The sequence below is a fragment of the Variovorax sp. S12S4 genome (assembly GCF_023195515.1).
GTDB lineage: Bacteria > Pseudomonadota > Gammaproteobacteria > Burkholderiales > Burkholderiaceae_C > Variovorax.
In genome coordinates, this window is record NZ_JALPKR020000002.1 from 1974387 (window position 1) to 1994702 (window position 20316).

Sequence of the window (20316 nt, forward strand, 5' to 3'; positions counted from 1 at the left end):
GTGTTGGTGGTTGGTTGCGGGTTCACGACTCGTCGCGCAGCCAGGTGACTGCGCCCGAATGGGTCACTGCGCCCTGATGGGCGGGGCGCACGGTGAGCGCATATTTTTCCAGCAAGCCGCGGTGCGGGACCCCCGCGTTTACCTCACGTTCGGAGAGCCGGAGCGCAATTTCTTCCGCCGTGAGTTCCACCGAAATGCTGCGCGCATCGGCGCGCGCGTCGATGGCCACCACGTCGCCGTCGCGCAGCACCGCAATCGGACCGCCGTCGGCTGCTTCCGGGCCCGCATAGCCGATGCACAGACCCCGCGTGGCGCCGGAAAAGCGGCCGTCGGTCAATAGCGCCACCTTGTCGCCCATGCCCTGGCCATAGAGCAGGGCGGTAATGCCCAGCATCTCGCGCATGCCGGGGCTGCCCTTGGGGCCTTCGTTGCGGATCACGATCACGTCGCCGGGCTGGTAGCGGCGGTTCTGCACCGCCGCCTGGGCTTCTTCCTCGGAGTTGAAGACCCGCGCCGGGCCGCGGTGCACCAGCGTCTGCAGGCCCGCGGTCTTGAGCAGCGCGCCGTCGGGGCAGAGGTTGCCCTTGAGCACCGCCAGCCCGCCGTCGCGGGTGATCGGGTTGCCGGCGTCGCGCACCACGCGGCCGTCGGGCACGGCGGCATCGGCCAGCTCTTCGGCCATGGTGCGGCCGGTGAAGGTGAGTGCGTCGCCGTGCAGAAAGCCTTGCTCCATGAGCGTGCGAAGAATGACGCCCGCGCCGCCGATGTAGAACACGTCTCGCGCCAGGTATTGGCCGCCCGGGCGCAGGTCGGCGATGAGCGGCGTGCGCGCGAAGATCTCGGCCACGTCGTCCAGGTGGAACTTGATGCCGGCCTCATGCGCAATGGCCGGCAGGTGCAGCGCGGCATTGGTCGAACCGCCCGTGGCCGAAACCACCGCGCAGGCGTTTTCGAGCGCCTTGCGCGTGACGATGTCGCGCGGCAGGGGGCTGTCGCCCATCACCGCCTTCATGAGGTTCTTCGCGGCGCGGCGCATCAAGGGCGCGCGTTCGCTGAACACCGCGGGCACCATGCTCGAGCCGATGGGCGCAAGCCCCAGCGCCTCGGACACCATGCCCATGGTGTTGGCCGTGAACTGGCCCGCGCAGGCGCCCGCCGTGGGGAGGCAGGCGCGGCTCATGGCGTCGAGTTCGCCGTGGGTGGCGGTGCCGGCCAGCACCTTGCCGATGGTTTCGTACGTATCGACCACGTTGAGGTCGCGGCCATCCGGTCCCGGCATCTGCCCCGGCAGCGCCGAGCCGCCATGCACGAACACGCTCGGCACGTTGCAGCGCACCATGCCCATCATCAAACCCGGCAGGTTCTTGTCGCAGGCACCGATGGCGAAGATGCCGTCCCACTGGTGGCCGCGCGTGGAGGCCTCGACGCTGTCGGCAATCAGCTCGCGCGAGATCAGCGAGAAGCGCATGCCCGAATGCGCCATGGTGAGCCCGTCGCTCACCGACACCACCGGGCATTCATGCGGCGTGCCGCCGCCGGCGTAGATGCCGGTCTTGGCGTGCTGCGCCTGCTCGCGCAGGTTGAGGTTGCACGGGCTCATTTCGCCGCCGGTGTGGAACACGCCGATGTGCGGACGTTCGATGTCCTCGTCGTCCTGGCCCAGCGCATGCAGAAAGCTGCGCGTGGTCGCGCGGATCGTGCCTTCGCGGATGGTGGCGGAGCGGAAGCGCTTGGGCTTGGGGTCGGTCGGGGAAGTCATGGCACGGGCAAGCGAAGGGTTTCAGTAGCCGTTGGGCGTGGCGGCGCCCGCGGCGTTCTTGTCGGTTTTGTCGTTCTTGTATTTGGCCGCCAGCTGCTTCGCCGCCGCCGTGAGCAAGATGGTGTCCACCCCCACGGCCACGAATTGCGCGCCGGCCGCCAGCCACTTGCGCGCCTGCTCCTCGGTCGTCGAGAGAATGCCCGGCGCCTTGCCGGCCTTGCGGATGCGCGCAATGGCGTCGGCGATCACGGCCTGCACCTCGGGGTGGTTCGGCTGGCCGACGAAGCCCATCGATGCCGACAGATCGGCCGGCCCGATGAACACGCCGTCCACGCCCGGCGTGGCCGCAATGGCGTCGAGGTTCTTCATGGCTTCGACCGTCTCGGCCTGCACCAGCAGGCAGGTCTGCGCGTTGGCTTCATGCAGGTAGCCGGGGTAGGCCTGCCAGCGCGAGGCGCGCGCCAGGGCGCTGCCCATGCCGCGAATGCCCTCGGGCGGGTAGCGCATGCCCCGCACCATGCGTGCGGCCTGTTCGGCGGTGTCGACCATGGGCACCAGGATGGTTTGCGCGCCGATGTCTAGGTATTGCTTGAGCAGCGTGGTGTCGCCCACCGGAACGCGCACCACGGGGTGCGAGCGCTCCGACTCGGGCTGCGCCGACCACGTACTGGAGATGCCCTGCAGCTGCGCGAGCACCGAACGCACGTCGTTGGGCGCATGCTCGCCGTCGACCAGCAGCCAGTCGAAGCCGGTGCCGGCCAGGATCTCGGCCACGTAGCCATCGGCCAGGCCGACCCAGAGGCCGATTTTCTGTTCGCCGGCCTGCATGGCCTGCTTGAAGGTGTTGAGCGGTGTTTGCATGGAAGTCTTTCAAGCGAAACGAAAGGCGATGCTGCCGAGCGGGCCGTAGTCGGCGTGGAAGGTGTCACCCGGCAGGGCGGTGGTCGGTCGCGTGAACGAGCCGCCGAGCACCACTTCGCCGGCCTCGAGGTATTCGTCCCACGGCGCGAGCTTGTTGGCCAGCCAGGCCACGCCCGTGGCCGGATGGTTGAGCACGGCCGCGGCCACGCCCGATTCCTCGATCACGCCGTTCTTGTAGAGCAGGGCGCTGACCCAGCGCAGATCGACCGCATCGGGCTTGACCGGGCGCCCGCCGAGCACGATGCCCGCATTGGCCGCGTTGTCGGCAATGGTGTCGAACACCTTGCGCGGCGCTTTTGTGTGGCGGTCGAACTGCTCGATGCGCGCGTCGATGATCTCGATGGCGGGCACCACGTAGTCGGTGGCAGCCAGCACATCGAAGATGGTCACGTTCGGACCCTGCAGCTTCTTGCCGATAATGAAGGCCAGCTCCACCTCGATGCGCGGCGCGATGAAGCGCTTGAAGGGAATGTCGCCGCCCTGCTCGAAAAACATGTCGTCGAGCAGCGTGCCGTAGTCGGGCTCGTCGATCTGGCTGGACAGCTGCATGGCGCGCGAGGTAAGGCCGATCTTGTGGCCCTTCACGGTGCGGCCTTCTGCAATCTTGGCCTTGACCCATTCGCGCGAGATGGCATAGCCGTCTTCCACCGTCATCTCGGGAAAGCGCTTGGAGAAGTGCTCGACCTGCACGCGCGACTTCTCGCTCTCGTGCAACTCGGCCGCGAGCCTGGCGATGGTGTCGGAAGTGAGCATGACGTTATTTGTTGAAGAGGGGATGCAGGTTGCTGTGCTTGCCGTCATACACCTGACCCGGGCTTTCGTCGATCTGCAGCGTGATGCCGATGTGGCGCTTGTCGAAGATGGGCTCGAAATGCGCGCGAACGTCGGCCAACAGCTCGTCGCCGGCTTTTTTCTTCACGGCTTCGGAGCGCCCGCTCGCCATGCGGATGTTGAGGTACACGAAGGCGTAGTCGGCCTTGCCGTCGGCCACCGCATAGTGCGCCGCCGGGTACGCCAGCACGCGCGTTCCGCCAATGGGAAACACCGGCTTGCCGGCCTCGTCCTGCTGCTTCAGCATGGTGTCGGCCAGCGTGCGGCAAAGCACTGACATATCGGTTTCGGCTTCGATGTTGGGTGTGTACAGAATGACGAGGTGCGGCATGCCGGTGTTCCGTTCATTTATTCAATGGACATCGTCGCGGCGGTGCATGTCACCGCGAAGATGGGTATGGCCTTCATGTGCAGGATTTCGCCCTTGCCGCGCGCTGCGGCCGCCACGCTCAGAAAGGTGCGGATCTCGAAGCCGCCCTGGCCCGCTTCGCGGTAGGTGGCTTCGTCGTTGTAGTCGGCCTGCGAGAGCAAGGCTTCGCGGTCGTTGGCGCACCAGCGGCGCATGAACTCGGCGTCCCACTCGGCGTTCACCTTGCCCGAATCGGGCGTGGCGGGCCAGTGCGAAATGCCGCCGGTGCCCACCAGCGCAATGCGTTCGGGCGCCTTGTCGCAGGCACGGCGCAGTGCCTCGCCAAAGGCCCAGGCGCGGTGCAGCGGCGTGAGCGGCGGGCCCTGGCAGTTGATATTCACGGGGATGACCTTGGTGTCGAACTTCGGCGTGAGAAAGTGCAGCGGCACCATGATGCCGTGGTCGAACTTCCATTCTTCCGCATAGGCCACATCCACCGTCTGCATCACTTCGCGGATCAGGCGCTGCGAAAGTGCGGCATCTCCCGGCACCTTCGTTTTCTCGATGCCGAGCCACTTCGGGTCTTCGATCGGCCCTTCGTAGCTGTCGGCCATGCCGATGGCGTAGGCGGGCATGTTGTTCATGAAAAAATTTGCGAAATGCTCGGCCGCGACAACGATCACGGCATTGGGCCTGGTCGCGCGCATGGCTTCGCCGAAGCGGTGAAACTGCGCGTGAAATTCGTCTTTCACGGCCGGATCGGCCAGGTGGGCGCGTCCGGTGATGCCGGGGGCGTGGCTGCAAACGCCTGCAAATACAAGACTCATACGCCTGCCACCTTTTCGTCTGTGCCCGTTATCATCGCGTAGATGCCTGCGCGCACGGGACCGTATTTGCGTACGCCTTCGCGCATGGCTTCGAGGTAGTCGGCCCATGCAATGCCCAAGAGCGGCGCGAAGTGCATGAGCAGTTGTCCGTTGCAGCCGAGCACGTAGAGCTTTCCGATGTCGCCTTTGTCTATGGCTTCACGCTCTTCTTCGTTGAAATCATAGGCTGCCAGCAAGGCTTTGCGCGTTTCGCCGGCTTCTGCGTAGCGGCGCTGCACGTCGGTGTCGCGGTTGAGGGCGAACAGGAATTTCTGCATGGCGTAGAGGCTCATTGCGATTGCTCTGCGTTGTGGTTCAGGGCGTGTGCAAAGGCCACCGGATACTCCCCTCCGCGAATGTCCCCGGGGCTGCGCCCCTCCTCCTTTATTTCGCTGCGCGGAGCACCCGATGCCCTGTGCACCTGGGCACGCTCTGGGTGTACCGCTGATCAACGACTGCCCTGAATCACGCACCCGCTGGCGGGGTGCCTTGCGCAGCGAAATAAAGGAGGAGGCCGCAGGCCGGGGGACATTCGCGGAGAAAGGTAGCCCGTCGGCGGGTGCGCACCCAGGACGGTATTCCGATTGCATCTCACACCCCCCAATGCGGAATATGGTGCGACCCCATCGACACCGCAACATTCTTCGGTTCGCAGAACACTTCATAGCTCCACGTACCGCCTTCGCGCCCCGTCCCAGAGGCCTTGGTGCCGCCAAAGGGTTGTCGAAGGTCTCGTACGTTCTGGCTGTTGACGAAGCACATGCCAGCCTCCACCGCAGCCGCCACGCGGTGCGCACGGCCGATGTTCTCGGTCCATACGTAGCTCGAGAGACCGTACTCGATGTCGTTGGCCAGGCGGATCGCATCGGCCTCGTCCTTGAACGGAATCAGGCAGGCGACCGGGCCGAAGATTTCTTCTTGCGCAATCCGCATGCGGTTGTCGACGTCGGCGAAGACCGTGGGCATCACATAGTTGCCCTTCTTCACGCGGTCGGGCAGGTTGCTTGGAACCTCGAGTCCGCCGCACAAGAGCGTCGCGCCTTCCTTCGGGCCGAGCTCGATGTAGCTGCGCACCTTTGCCAGGTGGCCTTGTGAAATCATCGGGCCGACGATGGTCTTCTCGTCGAGCGGGTCGCCCACGGTGATGCGCTTCGCGCGTTCGGCAAACTTCGCTGCAAAGTCCGCATAGATCGACTGCTGCACCAGGATGCGCGAGCCGGCCGTGCAGCGCTCGCCGTTGTTGCTGAAGATCATGAACACCGCCGCGTCCAGCGCACGGTCGAGATCGGCGTCGTCGAAGATCACGAACGGGCTCTTGCCGCCCAGCTCCATGCTGAATTTCTTCAGGCCCGCGCTCTTCACGATGCGGTTGCCGGTGGCAGTGGAGCCGGTGAACGAGATTGCGCGCACATCGGGGTGCGCCACCAGCGGCTCGCCCGCTTCCTTGCCGTAGCCGTGCACCAGGTTCAGCACGCCCGCCGGAATGCCCGCTTCGAGCGCGAGCTCGCCCAGCCGCGCAGCCGTGAGCGGCGAGAGCTCGCTCATCTTCAGCACCGCGGTATTGCCGAAGGCGAGGCAGGGCGCGACTTTCCAGGTGGCCGTCATGAAGGGCACGTTCCACGGGCTGATGAGCGCGCACACGCCCACCGGGTGGAACAGCGTGTAGTTCAGGTGCGTGGGCGTGGGATAGGTGTGGCCGTCGACGCGCGTGCACATCTCGGCAAAGTAGTAGAAGTTGTCGGCCGCACGCGGAATGAGCTGCTTGCCGGTTTGCGAGATGACCTGGCCGCAGTCGTTGGTCTCGGTCTGTGCGATCTCGGGCACGTGCCTGGCGATCAGATCGCCGAGCTTGCGCACCAGCTTTGCGCGCTCGGTCGCGGGCAGCCCGGCCCACTTGGGGAACGCTTCCTTGGCCGCAGCCACGGCCGCAATCACTTCGGCTTCGCCGCCCGACGCAACCTCGGCCAGCACCTCTTGCGTGGCGGGATTGACGGTTTCGAAGTAGTCGGTGCCGGCAACGCTCTTGCCGCCGATGAGGTGATGGATCTGTTGCATGGGTTCCCTGCGAGGGTCGGTCAGTCGAGTTTGATATCGCGCGCCTTGATCAAGGCGTGCCATTTCTTGCGCTCGGCGTCGACGAAGCGCGCCATCTCGGCGCCGTCGACGGGGCGTGCTTCCCAGCCGGCATCGAAGAGCTTCTGGCGCACGCCGGCGTCGGCCATGGTCTTTTGCAGGTCGGCGCCGAGGCGGGCTTGCGCGTCCTTCGGCGTGGCGGCGGGCACCACGAGGCCCTGCCAGGTGTAGGCCTCGACGCCGGCGTAGCCCAGCTCCTTGGCGGTCGGCACATTGGGCAGCTGCGGAATGCGTTCGGCACCCATCGTGATGAGGGGCACCACCTTGCCGGCCTTGACCGCACTCACGCCGCTGGGCAGGTCGAGCATCATCAGCGGCACCTGGCCGCCCATCAAGTCTTGCAGGGCGGGTGCGCCGCCCTTGTAGGGCACGTGCAGCATCGAAACGCCGGCTTCACGTTGGAAGAGTTCCAGTGCCAGGTGGTGCGGGCTGCCGGCGCCCGGCGTGGCAATGCTGTATTTGCCCGGCGATGCCTTCAGCGCGGCGATCAGCGCCTTGGCATCGGCCAGGCCCGCATTGGGCGCGGCCGTGATGACCAGCGTCGAGCGGCCCATCATGCCCACCATTGCGAAGTCTTTCTCCGCGTCGTAGGGCAGCTTCTTGTAGAGCGCGGGGTTGTACACCAGCACGCCGTTGTCGGCCGAAAACACGGTGTAGCCGTCGGCGGGCGAGCGCGCCACGTTCTCCGACGCGATGATGGCGCCCGCGCCAGGGCGGTTGTCCACCAGCACCGGCTGCCCCAACTGCTGCGAGAGTTGCGCGCCGGCGGTGCGCGCGAGAAAGTCGGTGCCGCCGCCCGCGGGATAGCCCACCACCCAGCGCACGGGCTTGGCGGGAAAGGCCTGTGCCTGCGCATGGGGTGCGCTGGTGGCGGCGGCGAAAGCCACCAGGGCCGCTGCGAGCCCGAGCTTGTTCCTGATCGTCATGTGGTTTGTCTCTTCTGTAGTTGGTATGTGGGGCGAAGCAGGCGGCGCGTGCGGTGCGGCGCTAGGTGGCTAGGTATTTAGGTACCGCCGGAAATGGTGTTGACCAGCGCGCCGATGCGCTCGATCTCGGTCATCACCACGTCGCCGGGCTTGCAGTCGACCACCCCGTCCGGCGTGCCGGTGAGGATCAGGTCGCCCGGCGAGAGCGTCATGAAGCGGCTGAAATACTCGATGAGGAACGGCGCATCGAAGATCATGTCGCGCGTGCTGCCTTGCTGCGTCACCGTGCCGTTCACCGTCGTCTTGAGCGCGAGCGCCATCGGGTCGGGCACGTCGGCCGCATCGACGAACCACGGGCCCAGCGGCGTGCAGGTGTCGCGGTTCTTCACGCGCAGGTTGGGGCGATACCAGTTCTCGAGATAGTCGCGAATCGCATAGTCGTTGGCCACGGTGTAGCCGCCGATGAAGTCGTAGGCGTCATCGCGCCTCACGCTCTTCGCGGTCTTGCCGACCACGATGGCGAGCTCGCATTCGTAGTGCATGAACTGCACGCCGCTCGGGCGGTGCGTGTGCTGGCGGTGGCCGATGAGCGTGCTCTGTCCCTTGACGAACACCAGCGGTTCCTCGGGCGCCTTGAACTCGAGCTCCTTCGCGTGATCGGCGTAGTTGAGGCCCAGCGCGAGGATGGTGCGGGGCCGCGCCGTGGGTGCGAGCGGCGGCAGCCAGGTGAGCCGCTCTTGCGGCACGATGCGGCCGTCGTCCAGGCGCACGGCCGCGTCGGACTGGCCGCCGAATTCGTGGGCGACACCGGTGTGCTCGCGGCCTTCGAAGATGACGCGTGCGTGCTTCATGCGGTGGTCTCCTGCACCAGCGTGTTGATCAATGTCTCGAAGCCAGGCGAAGAAATCTCGATGCGGTCGCCCGCGCGCGCCAGCGGCCGGCCGGCGTCGCAACCCAGCAGCAGCACATCGCCGTGCGCGAGCGTCATGAATTCGCCGACATCGGCAAGCAGTTGCTGCGCCGGCCGCACGAGCTGCGAGAAGTCGATCGATTGCTTGAGCATGCCGTTGATACGCACCTCGACGCGAAAGTTTGCCGGGTCGGCCACTTCCTGCGCATCGCGCAGCGCCGGGCCGATGCCCAGGAAGCCATCGACGCACTTGAACTTCACCGGCGGGCGAAAGAAGCTCGCATGCGGGATCGACAGATCGTTCATCAGCACAAAGCCTTCGATATCGCTCTCGGCGTCGATCACCATGCCGATGCTCGCGCCGATCTCCACTTCGGGCACGGATGCAGGCACGGTGATCGCGCTGCCATGCGGACTCCAGGTGTTGGCGGTCTTCACATAGAGCACCGGCGCTTTCGGCGGCGCCTTGTATGGCGGCTGCGTCATCTGCGGCGCAAGCGCTTCCACCTCCGCGCGAAAGTTCAGCAGCGTGCCGTACACCGTGCCGGTGGGCAGGAAAGGAGAAGGGGTCATTCGGGCTGCTCCAGCGCGATCAGTTCGTCCAGCAGCCCATACAGCTGCGTCAGCTTGGTCTTGCCCAGCGACTGCTCCAGCCACTGGTAGTGCGCCTCGATGCTCGAGGACAGCTTTTTCACCAGCTTCATTCCATGCGCAGTGGCTTCGACGACGGTGCGGCGCTGGTCTTCGGGATCGCGGCTTCGGGCGATCAGGTTGTCGCGCTCCATGCGCGCGAGCACACCGGTGAGGCTGGGCCCAAGAATGAACGCCTCGCGCGCCACGCGGCCGGTTTCCACCGCCCCGTGCTCGCCCAGCACGCGCAGCACGCGCCACTGCTGGTCGGACAGCGCGTGCTCGCGCAGGCTGGGCCGCGTGTGAGCCATGACGGCTTCACGGGCCTGCAGCAGCAGGCGCGGGAGGTTGCGGTGGGTGAAGGTGCTGGCCAAAAGCTCGTGCCTCTTTGAAATTAGTTAACATGTTAAATGAATGGCAAGAAAGCACGTCTGCGGGATAACCCTTGCGGGTCGTCGTCGGGTGCTCAGTCGATCGTTGTGCGCGAGGCGTGTATCGCCCCGCCGATTGTTCCGGCACGGTGGGCTCGAGGCCCTCGCTTTTCAGGTTTTGGGCGAAGCGCGGGCTGCGCCAGGATCGGGTGGCTGCCATGCCCGGCAGAGGGCACGGCTCCACGGGTCGGATACGCTGTCTAGCTACCAGCCGGAGGGCTCCCCGTCTTCGTCATCAATCGACAGCGGGGTTCTGCTTCTGAGCCAGGAAAACAGGAGCTTCAGATCGTGTTCGATGCTGGGAGGGTGCGCCGAAATTTCCAGGAATGCCGGTGATTTCTCTTTGATGAATATGCGCACATCGAATTGCCAACGGCCCTCCGAGACCCCGTCTTCCAGACCCCGCAGCCAGTATTCATCTTCATTGTTTTGCACATAGGTCGGGAGGGCTTTGATTTTTTCGATCAACGCCTCCTTTTGCTGGGCCACCCATGATGAATCCTTGAAATTTATATAGAACTCTGCAGCCATGATTCCTGATCAATCTCCATGGTTTCGCCCGGAAACAGCAGGGAAGTCCTGGGGATTTCTGATTCCGATGTGAGCTGGCCCCGAATGCGTGGATACCTGTGTCTTTCCATCGTCGGCCAGTTCGACAGTTCCCGCGTTGCCATGGCGGCCCAGCGATTTGTGGACATGCGCATTGTTGCCTGCCTTGTAGGGGCCCGTTGCGTTGTTCCCATAGGCGTGAATCTGCACTTCAGATCCATCGGGGTGCTTCCATCTTTGGTTCTTCGGGTTCGCCGGATTGGTTCGCGTATAGCCTTGGCTCGTCAGAGTTCGCACAACCTGCGCAACGGTTTTTCCCTTGAATCGGGGAAGTCCCGCCACATTGGGTGCACGAGCAAACCGCCCCCGTGCATCAATCCACTGGCCAGCGGAGTTCTGTCTCGTTGCGGGACCACAGCTCCAGCCCAGTGGGTCGATCCAGCCGTTCGGATTGGACCCATACTGATAGAGATTGGTGCCGCCCTCCAGGCCGATCGGGTCCTGACTTGCAAAGCATCCTAAGTCGGGGTCGTAGTAGCGGAAGGTGTTGTAATGCAGTCCCGTCTCCGGGTCCAGGTACTGTCCCTGGTACCGGATGGGGTTCTCGGTCTGCAGGTGTTTCAGCGCATCGACGGCTCCCCAAGCTGCATAGCTCGCGGACCAGACGGTCTGGTTGTTGCGGTCCGTCAAGCGCGTGGGGCATCCGTTGGGATCGACGTGGTAGTTCAGGACTTGTACCGACTTTTCGTCTGGCACCAGAAGCGCAAGTGGGACGAAGGTGCCAGGGTAATGAACATACTCCCTTGCTTTTTGATGCAAGGCCCTGGGTTGAAGGGTGCGCCTGCTTGCGGCATTGAAGCGCACCACGTTGCCTGTTGCCGGCGCCTCGTCGGTTGTATGCGTCTCTTGCACTTCACTCGCCAACGTAGTCCCATCCCAGAAGAACCAGTGAGTGTGTGTGGCGCTGCGTTTGAAGACGCGCCTTCCTAGTGGGTCGTAGCCGTAGGTCGTGGCGTGTCCGTTCCTGCTGCTCCGCGCCAGCCGATGATTGGCGTCCCAGGTCAGTTCCATTTCGGCGGGTTGCGGATCGTGGGGGCGCTTTTGCGGATCAGATCTCCCGCCCGGTCGAAAATATAGTGCACACCGTCATGGACGCCCTCGCGCGTCCATGACACGACTTCAGCGGCATCTTGCCCGCCGACTGCACGCTTCATCTGCACTTGTTTGACGCGTGTTTGAAGCCGATCGCCTGCGGGGTCGCTGAGAAAGCGCTCGACGCGACCCTTCGGATTGGTGTGCTCCAACAGCCGGCCCAGCACGTCATAGCGGTAGTCGTCGATGCCTTGCTGGCTGTCGCTGCGCCGCGTGAGGTTGCCGGCGCGGTCGTAGTCATAGCGGGTATCAAACACGGGCCGGGCATCCGCGAACACTGCCTGGGCGGTGAGCAGGTCGCGCGCGTCGTAGTCGAACTGGCGTCGCATCCGCGGGTTGAGCTGCTCGTCTGTCGTCCGGCCCAATGCATCACGGGTGAAGACGATGGGCGTCTCGTCGTTGATGGTGATGCGCAGTACCTGATCGCGCAGATCAAAGGAGCAGGCCACGCGATTGCCGGCACTGGTCTCGCGCAAGATGCGATTGCCTGTTTCGTCGTAGTGGCTGACTACCTTGAATCCGTTGTGCACCTCCTCACGCAATCGCCCAATGGCATCGAAACGGCGCTTGATGTGGGCCGCGTTGTTGCGCATCTCTACCAACTGACCGAGGCGGTCGTATGCGAAGTGCTCCTGTACCTGCCGACCCGGTTGCAGCGCATCAGCAAGGGTCCTGCGCGTGATACGGCCCAGCTTGTCCGTATCGAAGGCAATGCGTTGGCCCAGTGGGTCGATGGTGGCGGCAAGACGTCCGGCCGCATCGTATTGATAGATGTTCGACTGCCCCCAGTAGTCGACCTCCTCGACGATGCGGCCCAGCGCGTCACGGCGTAGTTCGTAGCGTTCACCGCGCTGATTGGTCAGGCCTATGAGTTGCTCCTCTGTATCGTAGTGGTACTGCACCAGATGCCCGTCGGCCTGGATCCGTCTTTCGATGTGGCCGGTGCCCATGTACTGCATGCGCGTTGCGGTGCCGGCCTCGTCTACGTAGTGAACGAGCCGGTCTTCACCGTCGTAGGCGCAGCCAATGCAAGAGCCGTCGGGCTGCTCGACCCTCAGCAGCCGCCCCTTGGCGTCGTAGTGATAGCGGGTCTTCCGTCCCAGCGCGTCGACCTGCACGGCCAGTCGCCCGAGTGCGTCATGTTCGAAGCGGCTGACTTGGCCCAGCGGATCGGTCACTTCGTTCCACTGGCCATGTCTGTCGTAGCGCAGTTGAGTGATCGCGCCGCGCGCATTGGTGCGGCGAACCAGCTGGCCATGGTGGTCGTGCTCGAAACGGGTCACTGCGCCCAGTGGATCGGTTTCGCTAAGCGCCAGACCGCGCGCGTCATAGTCGTATTTCCAGCGATGGCCCAGCGGGTCAATCACGGCGCGCGGCTCGTCTGCATCGTCATACTCGCTGACTACGGTGCTCCCGTCCGGCCGCTGCACCCCCAGCAGATTGCCTCGCACGTCATACGTGAACTCCGTGCGCAAACCTCCGGGTGCGGTCACGGCCACGGTGCGTCCCACGTCGTCGTATTCAAAGGTGGTCACCCCGTCGAGCGGGTCGATCTCGGCCAGCGGCAGCCCGGCCTCGTCGAACTTGACCACCGTAAGGTGCCCCAGCGAGTTGGTGACTTCGGTCTGGCGCAGCACGGCGTTGTAGGCGAACCGGTAGTCGTGCAGCCCGCCGTCGCCCCAGGCGTGCACCACCCGCCATTGTTCGTCGTACGCGTAGTGAAACGACAGGCCCGTGCGATCCGTGTGGCGCGCCATGCGGTGCTGCAGGTAGGCAAACTCGCGCGCCGCGCCCAGCGCATCGATGGCCGCCAGCAAATCTCCATCGAGGTGGCGGTAGCGCACCAGCGGATGGTCCTGTCCAGTGGCGGGGTCGCGCAGCGCCATGGACTCGATGTACCCCCGCGCGATCGCACCTCGATGCTGCGGCCCGGGAGGCCGTCAACGCCGCTCTCGGCGATACGCACCAGATCGCCGCCCTGGCGCGCGAAGCGCCAGTGGTTGCCGCAGGCATCCTCGATGCGCGTGATCGGCAGGGTCGCGGCCAGAAGCTCTCCCTTGGTCGACAGCGCATCCTCGAAGTGATAGCGCAGGCCGCTCTTGAATCGCACCACCAGTTCGCTGCCCTGGCGCATCAGTCGCGCGCCGTCGACCACGTCGAGCACCTGCTGTCCCTCCGACTGCGGCAACGCAGGGAACAGCGCGAATTCCTCCGGCCCCTGCAGGCTGATCAGTCCGTCGGCTTCGATCGCCAGGCGCACATCTGCCGGGGTTTGCCAGCCGTGGCCGCAATGGCCGGGAAGGGCGTGGTCGCGCGACGCGTAGATGCGTGTCCAGCTCAGCGGCAGCCGCCCCGGAACGTGAAAGTCCTCGTGCGTCACCGAGACGCTGCCGTCGCGGATGTCCACCGGTTCGGCGCGCAGCACCTGGCACTTGAGAAAACCCGGCGGCATGTTCTTGAACACGCGCCGCGCAATGCGCGTGTAGGCGCGGCCCAGGGCCTTGAAGAGCCCGCGCTGGATCATTGCGCCCCACGAAATGGTGGGCGGCCCGCCCACGAACACCTGCGGCGGAATGGCGATGTTGAAGGTGGTCGGCAGCATCAGGCTCAGCCGCAGGGGCTTGACCGCCTTCTTCTTGCGGAACGGCGGCACCATGCCCACGATGTTGCAGGCCAGCACCGGCATGCTGATGCGCGAAAAAGGCTCGCCGTCAGTCAGCACGGTGCGGCTACCCATGAAGAGCTCGTCGTCGAACTGCGGGCCGCCGGGCGCCTTGATTACCGGCACGGGCGCACCGATGAGGATGTGAAAGTCCACGCCACCCGTGCCGGCGTTGGCGCGGCGCACGCCCGCCACCTCGACGGTGGCGCCGAGCGGCAAAGGAATGCTCGCGGGCATCTCGCCGCCGCCGGCCGGTGCGCCCGGAGGCGGCGGGACCGCGGGGGCCGCAGTGCCCTGGCCGATGGCGTCCAGACCGGCCTGCATGGCGCCGTCCACGGCGGCCATGCCTTTCACGATCGGGTTGTCCGGCGAAACCTGGATGGTCGGCAGGTAATCGAACGGGTCCATCACGATGCCGATGTGCAGCGTGGGCCACACGCCGGGCGGTGCCAGGTAGGTGTGGGCGTCGATACCCAGCTGGGGGTCGAAGTGCTTGGCCGCGAAGAACAAGGTGCTTCTCTCTCTGTCTGGCGTGTGGCGTGTGGCGTGTGGCGTGTGGCGGGCCGGCGCGGCTCAGGCTGCCTGGACGAAGGGCTGCGGATCTGGCAAGCGGGCGAACTCGGGCGGCTCCCGCCATTCGTCGATTCCCTGGTCCAGCGGATGGCTCACGTGCGGCAGTCCGCTCCAGGCAGGGTCCAGCCATTGGCGTCCCAGGGCAATGACCGTGCGGAACACGTCCTCGCTGCTCTGCACCCACTTTTCGCGCTCGCGCAGTTGGGTCTGGAACGCCTGCTCGTAGCGCTGCGCGAGCCGCGCCTCGATGGCGTCGATCGCAGGCCGCGGCGGCCGGTCGCCCAGCCGATGTCCCGCCAGGTCCGCTTCGACCAGGGCCGCGCGCGCATCGCGCTCGTAGCCGGTGGCGCAGCGCGCGATGTGCTCGCAGCGCTTGGGGTCCTGCATGACGAGCATCTCGTGCAGCAGCTGCGGCACGGTGCTTTGGGGGCGGTCGGCATCGGCCATGGTGCGCGCCTCGCGGACGCCGGCCAGTGCCGCAGCCCATGCCTTGTCGCGCTCGCCGGCGCTGCGCCAGGCCTGGGCAGCGGCGCGATGCCCTTCGACGGCGAACATGCTGTGCGGCACGCGGCGGGCCGCTTCGGCGGCTTGCTCGAAGGCAAGGGCGGCCTGCTTCATGTCGCCCGCCGCCGCACAGGCGCCGCCTTCGGCCATCCAGCCCTGCATGAGCAGCGTGGCACCCATCGGGTTGCCGGCTTGCGCTGCCTCTGCCGCCGCATCGCGGGCCCGTCGGTAGCGTGTGATCGAGGCGCCGAAGTCGCGCGCCTGCAGCCGGGCGCCGCCCACCATCATGTCGACCACCGCGCGCTGGTCGGCCCAGCCGTTGCGGGTGGCCAGCCGCAGGGCGCGCTCGCCCGCGGCTTCCACCCCGGCCGCGTCACCCTGGCGCAGCAGCGACAGCATGTCGGCATAGAGCTGCCGAAAAAGAGCCACGCCGCTGCCCCCGCCGCCGCTCTGGGCGGCGATCTCGCGCGCGGCGTCGAGGATGTCCAGCGGCGCATCGACCACTCGCATTGCGCCGGCATGCCGCTCCACCAGCGGCTGCCATGCGCGCGCGTCGCTGTCGTCCACCAGCACCAGCCGCAGCAGGCCGGCCTCCTGCTGCGGCATGGGCGTCTGCATCGCCGCATCGAACCAGCGCTCGAAGCATTCGGCGCTGCTCACGCTGCCGGGCTGCAGCACGACCGACATGCGCTGGCAGCGCAGATGCCGTGCGAGCGAACGGCCGGCTTCCATGAAGCCGGCGGCGCTGTCCCAGCCGGGCCTGGATTCTTCGTCCCAGGTTGCTGCGACGCCCTGTTTCACGAGTTGCGGGCGGTTGTGCCGGTAGGTGTCGACCAGCTGCTGCCGCAGCTCGCGGCTGTAGCGAAAGCCGGTCTCGAAGGCCGTGTCCAGCCGCAAAAACAGATCGGGCGTGCTGTATTCGCTGTCGAGCATCTGGAGCGTGAAGAAGGCCTCCAGCATGCGTTGCGAGTCGGGCGGCACGCGCAGCACGATGGCGCGCAGGGCGGGGTCATCGGTGCGCTCCCACCACAGGTCATGCAGCTGGGCCATTCGCTTCTCGACGGGGTTGCGTGTCGACACGGCGGCCTCAGCAGTTCAGGAAGATCTTGGTGCCGTTGACCGTGACGCCGGCGTCGTCGAGCATGAGGGTCGCGCTGCCGGCGCGCAGCACAATGCGCCCCGGCGTGACCTCCACCGTGGTGCCTTCAACGTTGAGCACCACGCTGGTCGGGCTCGCATGCGTCATGGCGCCGGAGGAGAAAGTGTCCAGCGTGCCGCCCTCGGCGCTTACTCCGACGTTGTCCGACGCCACGGCGGAAAAGTCCCCGCCCTGCGCGAACAGCCCCACGTTCAGCGCGGCCGTTCCATAAATGTTGGCAGCCGAGCTGGTCACGGAAAAGTCGCCTTGCGAGGTGGCCGAGGCCGGCCCCGCCGGCACGTTCAGCGTCATCGCGTCGTTGTACGTTCCGCTGTGCGACTTGGCGGAAACCGTGTAGGCCTGCCCGATGGTGGTGGTCTGCCCGAGCGTGACGCTCCATGTGTCGGTGTCTTGCGCCGTGACGGTGCGGGCCTTCGTCACCGTCAGCGAATCGGTGCCCATGACCGACGTGCTCTGGTTGCCCGTGACGCTGGCGGTGCGGTTGGCCTTGGCGGTGTGGGTCTGGTCGCCCGTGACCGTGAGGGCCTCGGTGCCGATGATCGAGTGGCTGCGGTCCGACTTGACGGTGACCGTCTCGTTGCCGTCCACCGTCTCCGTGCGCTTGCCGTGAACCGTGATCGTCTCGTCGCGGTCGACCGTTTCCGTGCGGTTGTTCTTGATGTGGTTGGTTTCGTCGTGGTCGACGGTCTTTGTGCGGTCGCGGCCCACCGTGTGCACTTCGTCGTTCTCGACTTCGATCAGCTGGTCTTTTTCCGCATGCAGCCAAAGCTGCTCTTCGCCTTTCTTGTCCTCGAAGCGAAGGGCGTTCGCGTTCTCGCTGGTGCCGCCTTCGGAACTGCGGGACAGCAGGCCGCTTTGCGTGGCATTGCCCGGCAATTCCCACGGAGGCATGTTGTCCGCGTTGTACACGCGGCCGGTAATGATCGGCCGGTCCGGGTCGCCGTATTCGAAGTCGACCACCACTTCCTGGCCGATGCGCGGAATCTGCATGCCGCCGAAGTTGGTGCCCGCCCATGGCGAGGACACCCGGACCCAGCACGAACTGTTTTCGTCCTTGGTGCAGTAGCGGTTCCAGTGGAAGCTGAGCTTTACGCGCCCGTACTGGTCGGTCCATATCTCACGGCCCGCGGGGCCTGTGACCACCGCCGTCTGCGGCCCGGCCGTCCGGGGTTTGGCCGAGTCGGGGTTCGGGCGGAAGATGTTGCTCGCGGGGATGACTTCGAACTCGACGTTGCACTGGAACTCCTCCTGCCCCGTCGTGTCGCCCGCCTCCTGCAGGAACAGGCGCGCCGCCGTGACGAGGTAGTCGGCGTTCGCGCTGTCCTGCGGATGATCGACCAGCGTGAAGCGATGGCCGGTCGCCACGCCCCGCAGGTTGCCCGCGCCGCTGGCCACCTGCCCAGGCGCGCCGGCTTCTTCCATTCGTGCACGCGCGAGCTGCTCGCCTTCGGATTCCACGACATAGTTGCCGGGCCACGCGAACACCTCCCGCGTGCTGTGCTGCGTGCGCCGCGGCATGGCGCGGGTCTGCATGAGGTTCGCCTTCGGCCGTGTGAAGTCGAAGTCGCCCGTGACCCACCTGCCGCTTTGCAGGCCTTCGGCCAGCCGGAAGCGGTGGCAGTGCTCCTCGTTGGACGATGCCTCCATGGCACTGAAGGGAATCCGCTGGTAGCCGCCCGCGGGAAAAGGCCGGTGCGACTGCATGTCATCGACGATCACCATCGTGTGGCTGCCCTGGCCGTGCTCGAAGTAGTAGTACAGCCCCCACTCGTGCAGCAGGCGGCTGACGAAGTCGTAGTCGGTCTCGCCGTACTGGACCACGAATTCGCGCGCGGGATAGCTGCCCGTGGTCCGCACCGAAAGCGGAAAGCCGTACGCGCCGAGCACTTCGTTGACGGTGTCGAGCACGCTGTTGTTCTGGAAGATCTTGAAGTCCCGCGTTCGCTGCGCCAAGCCCAGCCAGGGCTCGATGACGACTTCGTAGAGGGCGCGCTTGCCCTCCAGGCGCAGAAATCGGGCGCGTGTCACCAGGCCGGAGATGTGGCGCTCCTGGCCAGCCCCGCCGACGCGGCCGTCGAGCAGGATGTGAACGCTGAACTCCTCGCCGATCAGTGGCTTGAGCTTGACGTTCGCTGCCGAGCGGGCATCGATGTCCGCGGACTCCGGCGTGATCAGCGTGATGGTGTAGCTGTAGGGGCGGCTGAGGGCTTCTTCTCCCTCCACCCGCATCGGCTCGAGTGCATCCATGCCTGCAAACGTGGGCATGGCATTGGACGTCGCGGCGAGCTTGCGCCCGCGATTGAAGACGGACATGACGTTGAGACTCCCTGAATGGGCCCGGGCGGATGCGCCAAGGACCGAAGCCCCGCTCTTGTTCCGAGCGCATTTCGAAAAGTCCCGGCAACGCGAAGCGGACCGGCGTTTTCGAGCATTGCGCCGAATGGGCGGGTGCTCGCAGATGCTATCGCGGCCTCTCCCGGTTTCGCAAGGCAGTCATTTTTATGACATTTCCCCTGGCTGGCGGACATTGCGCATGCCGTGCCTCCCTACACTTCGGCATGGCCAAGGAAAAATCTCTCTTCGTCTGCAGTGAATGCGGCGGCACCAGCCCCAAGTGGCTCGGCAAATGCCCGAGCTGCGGCGCCTGGAACACACTCATCGAGCAAGTAGCGGGCAGCAGCGGCCCGGCCAACAACCGCTTCGGCACGCAATACGCCGCGCTCGCGGGCGTGTCCGAACTCGCAACCCTCTCTGAAATAGAAGCGACCGACGTCGCGCGCACGCCCACCGGCCTCGACGAACTCGACCGCGTGCTGGGCGGCGGCATCGTCTCGGGCGGTGTCACGCTCATCGGCGGTGACCCGGGCATCGGCAAATCGACGCTGCTGCTGCAGGCGGTCGATGCGCTGCAGCGCGCGGGGCAGAACGCGCTCTATGTCACGGGCGAGGAAAGCGGCTCGCAGGTGGCGCTGCGCTCCAAGCGGCTCGGGCTCGACCACTCGCAGGTGCAGGTGCTGGCCGAAATTCAGCTCGAGAAGATCATTGCCACGCTCGACGCCAACCGGCCCGCCATCGCGGTGATCGATTCGATCCAGACGGTGTATTCCGACCAGCTCACCTCCGCCCCCGGCTCGGTGGCGCAGGTGCGCGAATGCGCGGCCCACCTCACGCGCTTCGCCAAGACCAGCGGCACGGCGGTGGTGCTGGTGGGCCACGTCACCAAGGAGGGCGCGCTCGCGGGCCCGCGCGTGCTCGAGCACATGGTCGACACGGTGCTGTACTTCGAGGGAGACACGCATTCGAGCTTTCGTCTCGTGCGGGCCATCAAGAATCGCTTTGGCGCGGTGAACGAAATCGGCGTGTTCGCCATGACCGAGCGCGGCCTCAAGGGCGTGGCCAACCCGAGCGCGATCTTCCTGAGCCAGCATGCCGAGCCGGTGCCCGGCAGCGTGGTGCTGGTCACGCTTGAAGGCACACGGCCGATGCTGGTCGAGATTCAGGCGCTGGTCGACAACGGCGGGCCGAGCCCGCGCCGCCTTTCGGTGGGCCTGGACCGCGACCGGCTCGCGATGCTGCTTGCCGTGCTGCACCGCCATGCCGGCGTGGCCTGCATGGACCAGGATGTGTTCGTCAACGCAGTGGGCGGCGTGCGCATCAGCGAACCGGCGGCCGACCTGGCCGTGATGCTTGCCATTACTTCGAGCCTGCGCGGCAAGCCGCTGCCCAAGGGGTTCATCGCGTTTGGCGAAGTGGGCTTGGCGGGCGAAGTGCGCCCCGCGCCGCGTGGACAGGAGCGCCTGCGCGAAGCGGCCAAGCTGGGCTTCAGCGTGGCCGTGGTGCCCAAGGCGAATGCGCCGCGCAAGGGCACGAAGGAGATCGAAGGCCTGACCATTCACGCCGTCGAACGCATCGAAGAGGCGATGGACGTAGTCCGCCGCCTCGATTGATCGTCAGGGAAAAA

The 20316-nt window shown here is 65.8% G+C and carries 17 protein-coding genes; 1 reads left to right on the forward strand and 16 read right to left on the reverse strand.

Translation table 11 applies throughout. From position 1 onward, the window contains the following. Positions 1–22 precede the first annotated feature (22 nt). The 16 genes from ilvD to M0765_RS09990 all read right to left on the reverse strand — a co-directional run bounded on the left by ilvD (position 23) and on the right by M0765_RS09990 (position 18668). Positions 23–1759, reverse strand: a complete 1737-nt coding sequence (ilvD, locus tag M0765_RS09905) for a dihydroxy-acid dehydratase (RefSeq protein WP_258503430.1) — start codon at positions 1757–1759, stop codon at positions 23–25. Between the two features lie 21 nt (positions 1760–1780). Continuing rightward, positions 1781–2620 carry a 4-hydroxy-2-oxoheptanedioate aldolase gene (gene hpaI / locus M0765_RS09910; RefSeq protein WP_258503431.1) on the reverse strand — a complete coding sequence of 280 codons (840 nt, stop codon included), beginning with the start codon at positions 2618–2620 and terminating at the stop codon, positions 1781–1783. A 9-nt stretch (positions 2621–2629) separates the two neighbouring features. Then, a complete protein-coding gene (gene hpaH, locus M0765_RS09915) occupies positions 2630–3433 on the reverse strand; it encodes a 2-oxo-hept-4-ene-1,7-dioate hydratase (protein ID WP_258503432.1) in 804 nt (267 codons plus the stop codon). Positions 3434–3437: 4 nt separating this feature from the next. Further along, complete coding sequence (locus M0765_RS09920) at positions 3438–3842, reverse strand: 5-carboxymethyl-2-hydroxymuconate Delta-isomerase (protein ID WP_258503434.1); 405 nt, start codon at positions 3840–3842, stop codon at positions 3438–3440. A 17-nt stretch (positions 3843–3859) separates the two neighbouring features. After that, positions 3860–4687: a DODA-type extradiol aromatic ring-opening family dioxygenase gene (locus tag M0765_RS09925; RefSeq protein WP_258503435.1), complete on the reverse strand. Its 828-nt coding sequence runs from the start codon at positions 4685–4687 to the stop codon at positions 3860–3862. Continuing rightward, positions 4684–5019 (reverse strand): aromatic ring-opening dioxygenase subunit LigA, encoded by a 336-nt coding sequence (locus M0765_RS09930; protein ID WP_258503437.1) that lies wholly within the window; start codon positions 5017–5019, stop codon positions 4684–4686. The genes M0765_RS09925 and M0765_RS09930 overlap by 4 nt, the downstream gene beginning before the upstream one ends. Before the next feature lie 298 nt (positions 5020–5317). Next, the gene (gene hpaE / locus M0765_RS09935) at positions 5318–6781 is read right to left on the reverse strand and encodes a 5-carboxymethyl-2-hydroxymuconate semialdehyde dehydrogenase (RefSeq protein WP_258503438.1); all 1464 of its coding nucleotides are present in this window, start codon (positions 6779–6781) and stop codon (positions 5318–5320) included. Positions 6782–6801: 20 nt separating this feature from the next. Next, complete coding sequence (locus tag M0765_RS09940) at positions 6802–7785, reverse strand: Bug family tripartite tricarboxylate transporter substrate binding protein (RefSeq protein ID WP_258503439.1); 984 nt, start codon at positions 7783–7785, stop codon at positions 6802–6804. 77 nt (positions 7786–7862) lie between these two features. Next, positions 7863–8636, reverse strand: a complete 774-nt coding sequence (locus M0765_RS09945) for a fumarylacetoacetate hydrolase family protein (protein WP_258503440.1) — start codon at positions 8634–8636, stop codon at positions 7863–7865. After that, complete coding sequence (locus M0765_RS09950; RefSeq protein ID WP_258503441.1) at positions 8633–9268, reverse strand: fumarylacetoacetate hydrolase family protein; 636 nt, start codon at positions 9266–9268, stop codon at positions 8633–8635. Before M0765_RS09950 ends, M0765_RS09945 begins: the two co-directional genes overlap by 4 nt. After that, positions 9265–9699, reverse strand: coding sequence for a homoprotocatechuate degradation operon regulator HpaR (hpaR, locus tag M0765_RS09955; protein ID WP_258503442.1), 435 nt, complete (start codon positions 9697–9699; stop codon positions 9265–9267). Before hpaR ends, M0765_RS09950 begins: the two co-directional genes overlap by 4 nt. 261 nt (positions 9700–9960) lie before the next feature. Next, positions 9961–10287, reverse strand: a complete 327-nt coding sequence (locus M0765_RS09960) for a hypothetical protein (protein ID WP_258503443.1) — start codon at positions 10285–10287, stop codon at positions 9961–9963. Between the two features lie 9 nt (positions 10288–10296). Next, a complete protein-coding gene (locus tag M0765_RS29000) occupies positions 10297–11376 on the reverse strand; it encodes an RHS repeat-associated core domain-containing protein (RefSeq protein ID WP_274708776.1) in 1080 nt (359 codons plus the stop codon). A gap of 1612 nt (positions 11377–12988) precedes the next feature. Then, positions 12989–14629, reverse strand: a complete 1641-nt coding sequence (locus tag M0765_RS09980; RefSeq protein ID WP_258503445.1) for a DUF6531 domain-containing protein — start codon at positions 14627–14629, stop codon at positions 12989–12991. Between the two features lie 63 nt (positions 14630–14692). Further along, complete coding sequence (locus tag M0765_RS09985) at positions 14693–16276, reverse strand: hypothetical protein (RefSeq protein ID WP_258503446.1); 1584 nt, start codon at positions 16274–16276, stop codon at positions 14693–14695. A 7-nt stretch (positions 16277–16283) separates the two neighbouring features. After that, positions 16284–18668, reverse strand: a complete 2385-nt coding sequence (locus tag M0765_RS09990) for a type VI secretion system Vgr family protein (protein ID WP_258503448.1) — start codon at positions 18666–18668, stop codon at positions 16284–16286. A 245-nt stretch (positions 18669–18913) separates the two neighbouring features. Here M0765_RS09990 and radA point away from each other — a divergent pair, with 245 nt between their 5' ends. Beyond that, positions 18914–20302, forward strand: a complete 1389-nt coding sequence (gene radA / locus M0765_RS09995; protein WP_258503450.1) for a DNA repair protein RadA — start codon at positions 18914–18916, stop codon at positions 20300–20302. Positions 20303–20316 lie beyond the last annotated feature (14 nt).